The organism is Hahella sp. NBU794, from assembly GCF_050749805.1.
In the GTDB taxonomy this organism is placed as follows: Bacteria; Pseudomonadota; Gammaproteobacteria; order Pseudomonadales; family Oleiphilaceae; genus Hahella.
Map to the genome: position 1 here is coordinate 2830237 of NZ_CP192738.1, position 13389 is coordinate 2843625.

The window sequence follows — 13389 nt, forward strand, 5'->3', positions numbered from 1 at the left end:
AGTATAGGTTTGGAAAAGCGCGACTAAAATGCGACGACGTGTGCAGGGAGCTTAACGTATATTAATCTGAATATTTGGACAACTTTATAAGTGCTTGTTTAAATAAAGCTAATTTTCATCGAAAGCGCTTCCCTTTATCCAGTCGCGCATTGTCGCGGAGGCAGGGAAGTCGAGATAACTAAAAACTGGGAATGGATATGAAAGACGACAAAATCAAAGAGGAAAGCCTTGATCATCACTTGATACTGCGCCACCTGTTATTGGCCGATTACAACGACATCAAGGAGGTGATGGACAAGGTCTATCACAACCTGGGCGGCGCCTGGACCAAACGTAAATTTCGCGCGCAGCTGAAAACTTTCCCGGAAGGCCAGATTTGTATCGAAGACAACGGCAAAGTGGTCGCCGCGGCTTTCTCGGTGATCATCGATTATCACAAATTCGGCGATCAGCACACCTATGATGAGGTCACCGGAGACGCTTATCTGACCACCCACGACCCTAATGGCGATGTATTGTACGGCGTGGATGTGTTCGTCGATCCGGATTACCGCGACATGCGCCTGGGGCGTCGCTTGTATGAAGGTCGCAAAGAGCTGTGCCGCAACCTGAACCTGCGCGCCATCGTGGCAGGGGGGCGCATTCCCAATTATCAGTCCTACGCGAAAAGCATGACGCCGGAGGAGTACCTCGAAGCGGTTAGTCGCAAAGAGGTGTACGACCCGATTCTGACGTTTCAGCTGTCCAATGATTTCATGGTGAAAAAAATCATTACGGGTTACCTGCCGGAGGACAAAGAATCCAAAGGCTACGCCACTTTGTTGCAATGGGATAACCTGAACTACGAACCCGGCGCCAAGCAACTGATCGGCGCCGCCAAGACCACCGCCCGCATCGGCTGCGTGCAATGGCAGATGCGGCAGATGCGCAGTGCGGAAGAGGTGCTGCAGCAGGTGGAATACTTTATCGACGCATTGTCGGACTACAAGTGCGACGTGGCGTTGTTCCCCGAGTTTTTCAACGCGCCGCTGATGGGGCTGGAGCGTCATGCTAATTCCATTGACGCCATCAAGTATCTGGCGGGCTTTACTGACAAGATGCTGGAGGAAATTTCCCGCCTGGCGGTCAGTTACAACATCAACGTGGTGGCTGGCAGCATGCCGGTGATCGAAGACGGCGAACTCTATAACGTCGCCTACATGTGTCGTCGCGATGGCGGGATTGAATCTCAATACAAACTGCATCCCACCCCTCATGAAAAGAAAGAATGGACCATGCAGGGCGGCGATGCGCTGACGGTGTTCGACACGGATTTCGGCAAGGTGGGCATCCTGATCTGCTACGACGTGGAGTTCCCGGAACTGGCGCGTCTGCTGTCGGATCAGGAGGTGGAGATTCTATTGGTGCCGTTCTGGACCGACACCAAGAATGGTTATCTGCGCGTACGTCGCTGCGCCCAGGCGCGGGCGATTGAAAACGAATGCTACGTGGCCATCGCCGGTTCGGTGGGCAACCTGCCTCAGGTGGACAGCGTGGATATTCAGTACGCCCAGTCAGCGGTATTTTCGCCCTCAGACTTCGCATTCCCCCACGACGCCATCATGGCGGAAACCACCCCGAATACAGAGATGACGCTGATCGTCGATCTGGATTTGAACAAGCTGCAGGAACTGCAGAACGAAGGTTCCGTGCGTAACTATCTGGACCGCCGCCGCGATCTGTATCGCATCGAATGGCAGGGAGAGCAGGAGTAGCCGTCGGGCTACTCCGGTTTGATCAAGTCGGGACAGAGAGGACTGATAAGGGGCTGACTACAGCAGGTGTTTGTAGTCAGCTTCCAGCTGATTGAAGTTAAGCTGCCCGATAAAACGGGAGAAGCTCATCCAGGCCGCCAGCCCTTTCAAATCCTGGAAGAAGGGCGGCACATAGCGGGGCGCGGTAATGACGCCTTGCTCCTCCAGATCATGCAAGCTAGCCAAATCATCCAGTACGATCTTGCCGCAGAACAGCATGGGCAGGCGGTCGATCTTGCCCCTGGCGAAGGCCAGACGCAGGAAGTTGTAAGTCAGCACAAAGCCCTTGATGTAGGTGATGTCCTTGGCGAAGGGGCCCAGATTGGGAGTGCTGCCGCGAAACACCCTGGCTGCCAGGGTGAAGCTCTCGTCCTCGCTGATGCCTTTCTCACACAGGTAATGAAACACGTCGTTGAAGGTGGCGCCGTCTTCGGCGAGAGTCACTGCGCGCACCCGATTGATAAGCTTGAACAGGCGCGTCGGGCCGGAGCGCAGAGTAAGAATTTCACTCAAAACGGCAAGGCCTTCCTGGGTGATCGTCGCGGAGGGCGGCCCCTTGCTCAAAAAGGTGCAGTAGGGCTGGCTGCCGCCGTTGAGGGTGGTGCCGAGATGCACCCAGCCCTCGTGAACTTCCAGTACATCCACGTCCTGTTGATTAAACAGGGCGTCGTTGCGGATCTTGATGTAATCCGTGCCCGCCGCCGCATCGGCGGCGATACCGTCGGAGATCATGACGCGAATGCCGGCGCCGACGAAAAAGTTGGACAGGCGGGCGTTCAATTCGTCCACCACATATTGCGCGGGTAAATTCTTTTCCGACTCCTGCATGGAGTTGTCTTTCAGCAGGTTGGACAGAGTCATCTCCATCATTTCCCCTAGCTCCGCCAGAGTGGGATCACCGGCATGAAACGCGTCGCTGGGGGAGCCGTACAGCTCCTGCGAGATGTAGCTGAACTCCGGCGTGCCGCGCGCTTCCAGCATGCGCACCACCATCTGGTATTCCCGGCATACGCGGCGCATGATCTGGGTGACCGGGTTCATTTGCCCCAGTTTTTTACTGATCTCGCGCTCTATCTCGTAGAACTCGGCTTTTTTGGCGGCGGGATCGAAACCCAGCGGGCAGTTCTTCTGGTAGTACTCAAGGTCCACCTGGGGCGCTTTTTTGAAACCGGAATCAAAAAACTGCTGACGGATCGACGGCGACCATTTGATGGCGTCCAGGATGCGGATCGGCTTTTGCGCCTCCACGATGCGATCAGAGAGCGATTTCAGGGTTTGGAGGTACGACTCTCCCATTTGATTGGACGGCATAGACTCTGTGAGTTCCTCTTGTTGGACGGCTGCTTTCCGGTCGAGTTGGCGTCTGGAAGAATGCGGCGCCTCGCGCGGTCCGGCAGTTTCGATTCTAGTGGCGTTTCCGGCCTCGCGCCAAGCCAATTTATGCGTTTCGACGTCGCCGATCACCCAAACCGTGGCGAAGGCCGCGCACGCGGTGGCGTAATCGCCGGTTTGTCTGTAATCTTCTTTAAATACGTGCGCTTGCGCGCGCGCCAAAGGGTTTCCGCCGGGGCCTGGGAGTCCGGCGCTATGGGGAGTTCAAGGGGATGAGCACAACGCAGTATGCAGATAGTCTGAGAGAATTTCTGGTTCGGAAGATTGTTAAAGCGGAAAGAGAACTGCAGCAACTGAAGATGGACTATTGCCGGTTCATCTACGGTATTTCCCATCGCACCAAGATCAAGTTCGACGGCGGCGTTTATCTGGTGCAGTCCGTGGACCTGGACTCCATGCAACGCCTGGATAACGGCGAGTGGGGGAAACCTTGCGTCACCGCGACCAGACTTGACGGCGGGGAAAGCGAAGGCGCCTCCCCCAGACAGATTCCTTCCCAATGGGAACTGTGCTGACTCAGGCCACCAATCCCCAGGCGTTGATGCTGTTGAACAAACTGCACTCTTTGGGAAATTCCTGGCTGTACAGCCACTGCTCGGCGGCGCAATGGCCGGCGACGTACATTTCTGTGTGTCGGTGAGACTGCGCCCGCTCAATCAATTCCAGATCGTTGTCGTCATGACCCGGCGCGCCCAATCCTTTGGCGATGAGATAGCACTGCATCTGCAGGCGCTGACGGTCGCTGCACTGAAAAAATTCCGCCGCTGCATCCGCCGCGCCTTGCAGATAGTCCAGGGTATGTTCGAACAGTGCAGGGTGCAGCAGGATATCCGGGGCGAAGCCGTTCAGGCGCATTTCCAGCACCTGGGTTGACCAGAACATCTGCAGTTGTTTGATGGATTCGGAGGGCGCGCAGGAACAGCGCGGATCTTTGCGCACGGAGTTGACGCTGAGGTTGCCGAGGACGACGTGTTCATCCGCGTCCTTTTTCATGGCTTCAGTCAGACTGTATATCAGGCAGACAATAAGACCGAACAGTATTGCCTCCATCCCGTGGATCAGCCATTGCATAAATTGAAGTATCCCTATTATTAACCAGGCAGACAAATAGCTCCCTTCTATTTGTCTGCAACGACAGGTCCTGCACATGTCAGGCCCTGTCTCCCGCGGCTGGCCGCCGCACAGGCGCATCCATGCGCCTGATTATCAACATGCCAATATCATCGCCATGTTAATAAAAGACTCACTGGCGGCTAAGCGCGCAGGGTGATTTCTTGGTTTTCGTCTCTTTTACTGCTTTGACCTGTCAGCGTTTTGTCCTTGCTCGTGCGGCGTCGGTATTCCGCCTGGCGTCAGCAACGCATGCTTATAACTGCTGGTAATCAAGTTATACGAATCGCATAAAAGCGCCTGTGATCCAGGTGACATTTTGTTTTATGTCGAAAGGATTAGGCTGAAACTGTGAAGAACCGCATGCGCGATTCGTTAACCAGGACGACTTATTGGCGCGCCAGACAGAGTGCCGGCGCGCTCGGGGCATGAAGAGTAAATAAGAGTAGTGAAGAGAAGAGTAGCGAAGAAGAGATTGACGGCTCAGGCGGTCTGCTTGAGCTTATGTTCGTTCAGATAGATGTAGAGATCCTCGAAGGACAGAGGCTTGCTGAACAGATAACCCTGGGCGAAATCGCATTGATTGGCGATCAGATATTCTTTCTGATCGGCCGTCTCCACGCCTTCCGCTACGACCTTCAATTGCAGTTTGTGGGCGACGGCGATAATCGCCGAGGTGATTTCCATGTCGTTGCTGTCCTCAGGAATATCGCGCACGAACTCCCGGTCGACCTTCAGCGCATTCACCGGCAGCTTTTTCAGATAGCTGAGTGAAGAATAACCGGAGCCGAAGTCGTCGATAGCCAGACTGACACCAGTCTGCTTGAGGCGCTTCAGTTTGGCGGTGACGGCTTCAATATCGCCCATCAACATACTTTCGGTGACTTCCAGCTCCAGCCATTGCGGCTCCAGGCCGGTTTCGTTGAGCACTTCCTCAATGCTTTGCTCCAGTTTCGGATCATCGAACTGGCGCGCGGACAGGTTGACGGCGATTTTGATGGCGGAGCCAGTCAGGTCCTGCAGCATTTTCATCTGCATACAGGCGTTTTTCAGCACCCAGCGGCCGATCGGATTGATGAGGCCGGTTTCTTCCGCCACGCTAATGAAACTGTCTGGCATCACCAGTCCCTTGCTGGGGTGGTGCCAGCGGATCAGCGCCTCGACGCAGACGATTTTGCCGGAAGATAGATTGACCTGGGGTTGGAAGCCGAGGGTGAATTCTTCGAACTGCAGCGCGTGGCGCAGCTCCTGCTCCATCAGCAACTGTTTGAGAGCATGAGCGTTCAGCTCTTCCGTATAGAAGTGATAACGGTCGCGGCCATGCTCTTTGGCCCGGTATAGCGCCAGATCCGCGTTCTTCATCAGCACGTCCGCGTTGGCCCCGTCCGCAGGGGCTAGAGTGACGCCGATGCTGGTGGAAACGATGACCTCATGCTTTTTGAGCTTGATGGGCTCCTTGAGCGCTTTCAGGATCTGCGTGGCGACAGGGGTGACGGAAAACGTGTCGACGATATCGGTCAATAGCACGGTGAACTCATCGCCACCTAAGCGAGCGACGGTGTCTTTGGCGCGCACGCAGTTTTTCAGACGTTGCGCCACGGTTTGCAGCAGGCTGTCGCCAGCGTCATGTCCCAGAGTGTCGTTGATGCGCTTGAACTGGTCCAGGTCGAGAAACAGCAGGGCGATTTGTTTACGGTCACGGCGGGCGGCTTTCACCGCCTGTTCCAAACGGTCCACGAACAGGCGACGGTTGGCGAGGCCGGTGAGGGAGTCGTACAACGCCATTTGCTGCATCTTGCGGTTTGCTTCTTTCAGCTCACTGACGTCCACCCCGGAGATCACATAGTTGGTGACGGTGTTGTCGCTGTCGCAGACGGTGGATACCGTCACCGCCCACCAGAAATCATGGCCGTCCCGGCGACGGCTTAAGACTTCGCCTTCCCAGCCATCGTACAGAATGTCGCTTTCCCAGATCTGCTCCTGCGGTTTTTCCTCTTCCACGTCTTTGGGATTGAGGATGTCGAGGAAGCGGCCGCGGGCTTCTTCCTGACCATAGCCGGTGACATTGACGAACTTGTTGTTGACGAATTCGATGCGGCCAAGACGGTCTGTGATGATGATTGAACAGCCGCTGTTAGTGACCGCGCTGCTCAGCTTTTTTAACTTGAAGTCACGCTCATGCAATGCTCTGACCTTGGCGGAGAGCTGACGATTGAGGCGGATTTGAATCAGGGATAAAAATGCGAAGATAACGGCGATGCTGAGGGTGGTCAGAATCGGCCAGGACAGGCTTTCGCCCTCAAAGTAATACAGTGAAGCCAAATGGATGGTTGCGACGCTTCCCAGCATAAGCAACGAGATAGGTAGTACGTTCCAAAACTCACCATGTTTTCGCATGTATCTGCATCTCTGTGTCCAGGTTCCATCCGGTAACCTACTGCGGGCCTCTTCTTAAGCCTCCCAGTGTAGAAGCTGGCCTCAGGTTGCTATAGTCAGATTTTGTAACCATCGTAACCATATGTAAAGCGACAAAGCCGGAGTGTGACGCCCCTCAAAAAAAGCGCCCCGGTCTGATTACGGGTTGTAAACTGTTAAATAACTTTTACAAAGCCCATGCCGGCGGACTTGCATTAATCATGGCAAATTCCCTGTATTGAGGTCGAGAGACTAGGTCGTATGTGTGGACGTTTTATCGACAATAAGCGGTCGCTGCGTATCAATCATTAAAAAAGGGATAGGTTAGATCGAAAGCTCGCCAATCGTAGGTGACAGTAGTGTCAAATTCGGTGGCTGGGGAGTAGAATCCGAGCGCAAAATAATCAACCGCCTGTGGCTATATTAAAAAAGAACACAACCTTAGGTCGGACCCTTACATGTCGCAAAAATTAGTCATCCGAGTCAAAAATGCGGAGTCGTTGGCGGATGCGTCCGCCAAGCCGCCGCAAACCGTTACGGTTTACCATTGGAATCGCATCATCGCCGCTGGCTGCGTAGCATTCGCGCTGTTTGTCGGGGCGTTTTGGGGCGTATATCGCTGGACGTTCGCCACGCCGTCGGACGTTGCACAGACAGATCTCGTTGCACAGAACGAGCCTCCCGTCATAACGGACGAACAGCCTGAGCAAGCGGCTGAGTCGACGTCAGTCTCTTTGGCCGCCGAAGAAGGGCGTGAAGAAAGTGTTGATGGCCGTGTAGAAATTCCGATAGATGAGCCTGTTATCGTAAACGTCGCGCCAGAGGCCACGGCGGAGCCAATCGTAGCGCCGGACCCTGTCGCACCGGAAAGCAAGCTTGAAGAGCGCGTCGTCATGGCCGAGCCAGCCGCCGCCAGCGCATTGCCGACGGCTCCAGAGCCGGAAGCGCCGTTGCAAGTACAAGAAGAGAGCAACTCTGTCGACACGACACTTGCCCAAGAGACCCCGCCTGAAGTAGAGACGCTTGAGGACGTTGAGCAAGCAGAAGTCGCGCAAGGCTCAGAAGAAGAGTCTGTCGATCCCACCAGGCGCAGACATCTGGAAACGGTCTCCAGCGGTGGCGAGCCGGTGAAAATCTTTTCGGACGCCATCAGTCGCGCGCAATTAACCCAGGAACTGGACGATAGCGAGCCGACGAACGCGCTCCGCAATAGCATTGTCATGAACGACGAAGGCCTGCTGCGCATCTATCTGTTTACGGAAATGATGGATATGACCGGACAGACGCTTTATCACGAATGGTATCGCGGCGATAAGCGGGTGGCGCGCATAAGAATTCGGCCGCATCGTTCGCCCATGCGCGCTTCCTCCAGTAAATTTATTGATCGGCATATGCTGGGGCAGTGGACGGTCAAAGTGACGGGGCCAGAGGGCAATATATTGGCTGAAGCGGCCTTTTCGGTTAATTAGGCTGCGATTGAACGATTGAACGATTGAACGAATGAGAGAAAGCCCGATGCAATGTCGGGCTTTCTGTTTGGATAGATAGGTAGCAGTTCGGTGTGGCTGCTCAGCGAGGAACCGGATTGCAATTCTTGATGACCACTTTGCCTTCCAGCATCGCGCCACGGGAATATTCCTGAAAATAACAGGTGTTGGTTTTGGGGTCGTAATTCTCAATCCACATATTGTCGTCTTTCCAGGTGGCGGCGACATGCTGCATGCCCTCGGGAACTGACAGACTCATGGTGCCGCCCCAGCGCTTCACGAACATTTGCTGTAGATAGAAATAATAGAAGGAGGCGCAGACCACCAGTATAACGCCACTGACTACCGCGGCGGGTATCCACTGTTTAAGTTTTATGCCAAGCAGGTAAAGCGTTCCTCCGGTGAGGGCGAGGACGAAAATCCAATATATATAAGTTATCATCGTTAACTTCCAAATTTTCCTTTATCGATTTAAAGTGTGAGTCGGCGCAAACGACTAGTCCCGGTGGCGCGTTGTCAGTTCACGACTGCAAGGCTGACCGGCGCGGGCGTTGCTCCCGAAAACCCGTATACGGGCCATGCATTTAATCAAAACGTCGTATTCAGATTTACAGCGACCACGGTGAAACTGAAACTGTAGTACGTTGCAGGGCTAAGGTTAAGCCCTTGTTTTGCATTTATAAAATATTAAGCGCAGAGCCGCCTCTCCGGCTGTCTCACCGCGGCGCGCCCGTCCGCCGTATTTCTGCGCCGCACGAGTCAAGAAATGGAGAAGACACTAATGCGCACGCGCATACCCACCTATTGGATTTCATTCGGAATTATCGTCGCATTAGCTGTCTGGCTGATGGCGGGGCCTGTGCAGACTGCTCAGACCGAAGCGCCTGAAGCGGCGAAGCAAGAGAAGGCCGCGCCGACTAAAGTGGCTTATAAAGTGGCGCAGGCTGAAACGATCAAGAAAGCGTTGGAGATTCAGGGCCAGATTGATGTCTGGCGGCAGGTGAATCTGCAATCCCGTCTGGGCTCCACGGTTGAAAAAGTCGCTGCGGAACGCGGTCGTCGCGTGAATCAGGGCGACCTTTTGTTGACCCTCAGCGAAGAAGACCTGCCAGCGCAAATGGCTCAGGCCAAAGCACAGGTGGACGTGGCGCGCAGTGAATTGAAAGCCGCCAAATCCCTGATGCAAAGAGGTCTGCAGGCGGAAACTGAACTCAAGTCGAAGCAGGCCGCCCTGGCCAGCGCGGAAGCCGCTGTCGCCAGACTGGAGCAGGACCTGAAGCACACGCGTATTCACGCGCCGTTCGCCGGGGTGATCGAAGACCGAATGGTGGAGCTGGGGCAGACTGTGCAGGAAGGCGTTACCCTGGTGCGTCTTATCGATGATCACAAGTTGAAGCTGATAGGGCAGGCTCCCCAGCAACAGGTTGGGCTGATCAGCATTGGCCAGCCGGTGACGGCGCACTTGCTGAACGGTGAAACCCTGACTGGCAGAGTGTCATTTATCGCCGCCCAGGCGGACGCCAACACCCGCTCCTTTACCGTGGAAGCGGAGCTGGAGAACCCGCAGCGTCTGCGTGTGGCCGGCTCCACCGCCACCTTGAACATCGACGTCGGCGATGTCATGGCCCACCGTATTTCCGCCGCTTTGTTGAGCCTGGATGAAAAAGGCCGCCTCAGTGTGGAATATCTGGATGCGGATCAGCGCATCGCCCGCACGCCGGTTGAGCGCATTCGCGCCAGCAATACGGAACTCTGGGTCAGCGGACTGCCGGAAACCGTCAAGCTCATCACCATGGGGCGCGGTTACGCCAAACTGGGTGAAAAGGTCGACGCGACGCCTGAAGAAGAGTTGCTCAAACACGATCAAGACAAAGATGAAGAGCCGGATGCGGATAGCGCCAGTCTGGCGATGAAACAAGCGGTGAACTGATGGATAAGCTCATACGTGCGACGATGGATCGCTCGCGAGCGAGCGTGATTGTATTGCTGATGTTATGGCTTGGCGGTTATTGGGCGTTTATGACCATGCCCAAAGAGTCCAATCCTGACATCACTATTCCCATAATCTATGTCTCCGTATCTCATGAAGGCATCGCGCCGGAAGATGCGGAGCGCCTGTTGGCCCGTCCCCTGGAGCAGGAGCTGCGCTCTCTGGAAGGGCTGAAGGAAATGCGTTCGGTGGCGGCGGAAGGCTACGCCTCAGTGACCCTGGAGTTCCTGGCCGGTTTCGATCCGGATCAGGCGCTGACCGATGTGCGCGAAAAAGTGGATACCGCCAAAGCCAAGCTGCCGGTGGAGAGCGATGAGCCTCGCGTTGTGGAAATCAACGTGTCGCAGTTTCCGGTGCTCAACCTGAGTCTGTCCGGTCCTTTCGCTGAAGACCAGCTGGTGCGTATCGCCCGGGAACTGAAACGGCATATCGAAGGCATTCCTGAGGTACTGAAAGTAGAAATTGGCGGCGACCGTGAGGATTTGCTGGAGCTGGTGGCGGATATGCAGGTGCTGGAGCGTTATGGCATCGACTATGCGCAGTTGTTCTCCCTGATCTCCAATAACAACCGTCTGGTGGCCGCAGGCAATATCGACACTGGCGCGGGTCGCATGGTGATCAAGGTGCCGGGGGTGATTGAAAACCTGCCTGACCTGTTGGGCATGCCGATCAAAATTCATGAGGGTCGCGTCATTACGTTTGGCGACGTCGCCACGGTGCAGCGCACCTTCAAAGATCCGGGCGGCTTCGCCAGAGTGGACGGCAAACCCGCCGTGGTGCTGGAGATCTCCAAGCGCGCCGGCGCCAATATCATCGAAACCATTGAGACGGTGAAGGCGGTGGTCAAGATCGCGGAAGATCGCTGGCCTTCCAGTCTCAAGGTGACCTACATCACTGACGAATCCAAGCAGATTCGCGAGATGTTGCGCGACCTGCTCAACAACGTGCTGTTTGCGGTGGTGCTGGTGTTGATTGTCATGATCGCCGCCATGGGCATGCGCCCGGCGTTGCTGGTGGGGCTGACCATTCCCGGCGCCTTCCTGGCCAGTTTGCTGGTGATCCAGGCGCTGGGCTTTACGCTCAATATCGTGGTGCTGTTCAGTCTTATTCTGGTGGCGGGCATGCTGGTGGACGGCGCCATCGTGGTAGCGGAACTGTCGGACCGTAATCTGGAAAGCGGCATGTCGCGCAAAGAAGCGTATGCGCAGGCGGCCTATCGTATGGCGTGGCCGGTTATCGCCTCCACCGCCACGACGTTGGCGGTGTTCATGCCGTTGCTGTTCTGGCCGGGCATGGTCGGCGAGTTCATGAAATATCTGCCGGCGACGGTGATTGTCTGCCTCATCTCTTCGTTGCTGATGGCGCTGATATTCATGCCGGTGCTGGGCGGCGTCTTCGGGCGCTCCAAGGCGCCGGTCAACGCTTCCAATGGGCCCAGTCGCTTTACGCACTGGTACGCCGCGGCGCTGGCGCGATTGCTGGCGGCGCCCGGGAAAACGCTGCTGATGTTCCTGGCGTTGTTGACGCTGACCTATATCGCCTACGGACGCTACAACTACGGCGTTGAATTCTTCCCCGAAGTGGAGCCTGACTCCGCTCAGGTGCTGGTGCACGCCAGAGGCGACCTGTCGGTGTACGAAAAAGACACCATGTTGCAGAGCGTGGAGCAACGCCTGTCCGGCATGCCGGAAGTGCGGGCGCTGTATGCGCGTTCCTTCGCCATGGCGGACGGGGATATGGCGGAAGACGTCATCGGCGTCATCCGTTTTCAGTTGATCGACTGGCACGAACGCCGTCCCGCCAATCGCATATTGGAAGACATGCGCCTCCGCGCTCAGGATCTGCCGCTGAAGCTGGAGTTCCGCAAGCAGGAAGACGGCCCGGCGCAAGGCAAACCGGTCAAGGTGCGTCTCTCCGGCTCCACTGAGGAAGTGGAGGAAGCGGTGGGACAACTGCATGAGCGTCTGCTGGAGTTGGGCGGCTTTATCGACATCTCTGACAATCGCCCGCTGCCCGGCATCGAATGGCGTATCGAAGTGGATCGCGAAAAAGCCGCGCGCTATGGCGTGGATGTGGCCACCGTCGGCAACGTGGTGCAGTTGGTGACCACGGGACTGAAGCTGGCGGACTATCGTCCCGACGATGCGGAGGAAGAAGTGGATATCCGCCTGCGCGCGCCGCTGGAGCGACGCACTCTGGACGCCTTGAGCGGTCAGATGGTGAGCACCGCCATGGGGCCGGTGCCCGTCTCCAACTTCACCCGCCTGATTCCCGCGCCGAAAACCGGCACCCTGCACCGGGTGGACGGAGAGCGTTCATTGACGGTGGAAGCGGATGTGGCGGAGGGCGTGCAGGCGGACGAGCGCATTACTGCGTTGAAGGAATCTCTGGCCAAACGTCCGCTGGATGACGTCATGGTGAAATTCGCCGGGGAAGACGAAGACCAGCGTGAAACTATGGTCTTCCTGGCGCAGGCTTTCCTCATCGCCATTATGCTGATGGCGTTGATCCTGGTGGTGCAGTTCAACAGCATCTACCAGGCGGCGCTGGTGTTGTCGGCCATCGTATTCTCCACCGCAGGCGTGTTGCTGGGGTTAATGATTACCGGTCGGCCGTTCGGCATCGTCATGGTGGGGCTGGGGCTGATTGCTCTGGCGGGTATTGTGGTGAACAACAATATCATCCTGATCGACACCTACAATCAGATGCGCGCATCTGGCGCGTCGCCCTACGAGGCCGCGCTGGAGACCGGAAAAGTGCGTCTGCGTCCGGTGTTGCTGACGGCGGTGACCACGGTGCTGGGGCTGATGCCCATGGTGCTGGGGGTGAATGTGGACCTGATGACGCCGTCCCTGGGCGTTGGCGGACCCTCCACACAGTGGTGGACGGAGCTGTCCAGCGCCATCGCCGGCGGCCTGACTTTCGCCACTTTCCTGACTTTGTTGATTACGCCTTGCCTGTTAGTGATTGGCGAGAAAACCGGCGCCAGGTTGCGCTCAATTTGGCGGCGTAGATTCCGCCGTCGTGAGCAGGAGGAGGCGGGGCTTGAACCGCCGCCGGTGCGCGGTCTCAGCAACTCGCCACGACCCAAAGAGGAGATCTTCGGCAAGTGATAGATGGCTCCGGCGCGGATTAAAAACTACACTGTAAACGGCTGCCGCCTGAAATCCAGACGCACCCTCGACGGGACATGAGGTCAGTG

General features: G+C 56.3%; 9 protein-coding genes. 5 read left to right on the forward strand and 4 right to left on the reverse strand.

What is annotated here, in order from left to right; translation table 11 throughout:
• Positions 1-197: 197 nt before the first annotated feature.
• Entirely contained in the window at positions 198-1754 is a 1557-nt protein-coding gene (locus ACQYWX_RS12670; protein WP_431689018.1) for a GNAT family N-acetyltransferase, read from the forward strand.
• Between the two features lie 57 nt (positions 1755-1811).
• Here the strand turns inward: ACQYWX_RS12670 and ACQYWX_RS12675 are convergent, their stop codons facing one another.
• Positions 1812-3347, reverse strand: a complete 1536-nt coding sequence (locus ACQYWX_RS12675) for a flavohemoglobin expression-modulating QEGLA motif protein (RefSeq protein ID WP_431689019.1) — start codon at positions 3345-3347, stop codon at positions 1812-1814.
• Between the two features lie 50 nt (positions 3348-3397).
• Between ACQYWX_RS12675 and ACQYWX_RS12680 the strand changes: the two genes are divergently transcribed.
• A complete protein-coding gene (locus ACQYWX_RS12680) occupies positions 3398-3700 on the forward strand; it encodes a hypothetical protein (protein WP_431689020.1) in 303 nt (100 codons plus the stop codon).
• A 1-nt stretch (position 3701) separates the two neighbouring features.
• Here the strand turns inward: ACQYWX_RS12680 and ACQYWX_RS12685 are convergent, their stop codons facing one another.
• Together ACQYWX_RS12685 and ACQYWX_RS12690 are read right to left on the reverse strand one after the other, a co-directional pair.
• Entirely contained in the window at positions 3702-4256 is a 555-nt protein-coding gene (locus ACQYWX_RS12685) for a hypothetical protein (RefSeq protein WP_279507061.1), read from the reverse strand.
• Positions 4257-4778: 522 nt separating this feature from the next.
• A complete protein-coding gene (locus ACQYWX_RS12690) occupies positions 4779-6692 on the reverse strand; it encodes a putative bifunctional diguanylate cyclase/phosphodiesterase (RefSeq protein WP_431689021.1) in 1914 nt (637 codons plus the stop codon).
• Positions 6693-7168: 476 nt separating this feature from the next.
• Between ACQYWX_RS12690 and ACQYWX_RS12695 the strand changes: the two genes are divergently transcribed.
• A complete protein-coding gene (locus ACQYWX_RS12695) occupies positions 7169-8179 on the forward strand; it encodes a DUF2914 domain-containing protein (protein WP_431689022.1) in 1011 nt (336 codons plus the stop codon).
• A gap of 100 nt (positions 8180-8279) precedes the next feature.
• Here ACQYWX_RS12695 and ACQYWX_RS12700 read toward each other — a convergent pair whose 3' ends face one another.
• Positions 8280-8639, reverse strand: a complete 360-nt coding sequence (locus tag ACQYWX_RS12700; RefSeq protein ID WP_127969953.1) for a hypothetical protein — start codon at positions 8637-8639, stop codon at positions 8280-8282.
• Between the two features lie 339 nt (positions 8640-8978).
• Between ACQYWX_RS12700 and ACQYWX_RS12705 the strand changes: the two genes are divergently transcribed.
• Together ACQYWX_RS12705 and ACQYWX_RS12710 are read left to right on the forward strand one after the other, a co-directional pair.
• On the forward strand, positions 8979-10127 hold the full coding sequence (locus ACQYWX_RS12705) for an efflux RND transporter periplasmic adaptor subunit (RefSeq protein ID WP_431689023.1): 1149 nt from the start codon (positions 8979-8981) through the stop codon (positions 10125-10127).
• Complete coding sequence (locus ACQYWX_RS12710) at positions 10127-13300, forward strand: efflux RND transporter permease subunit (RefSeq protein WP_431689024.1); 3174 nt, start codon at positions 10127-10129, stop codon at positions 13298-13300. Before ACQYWX_RS12705 ends, ACQYWX_RS12710 begins: the two co-directional genes overlap by 1 nt.
• Positions 13301-13389: the final 89 nt, after the last annotated feature.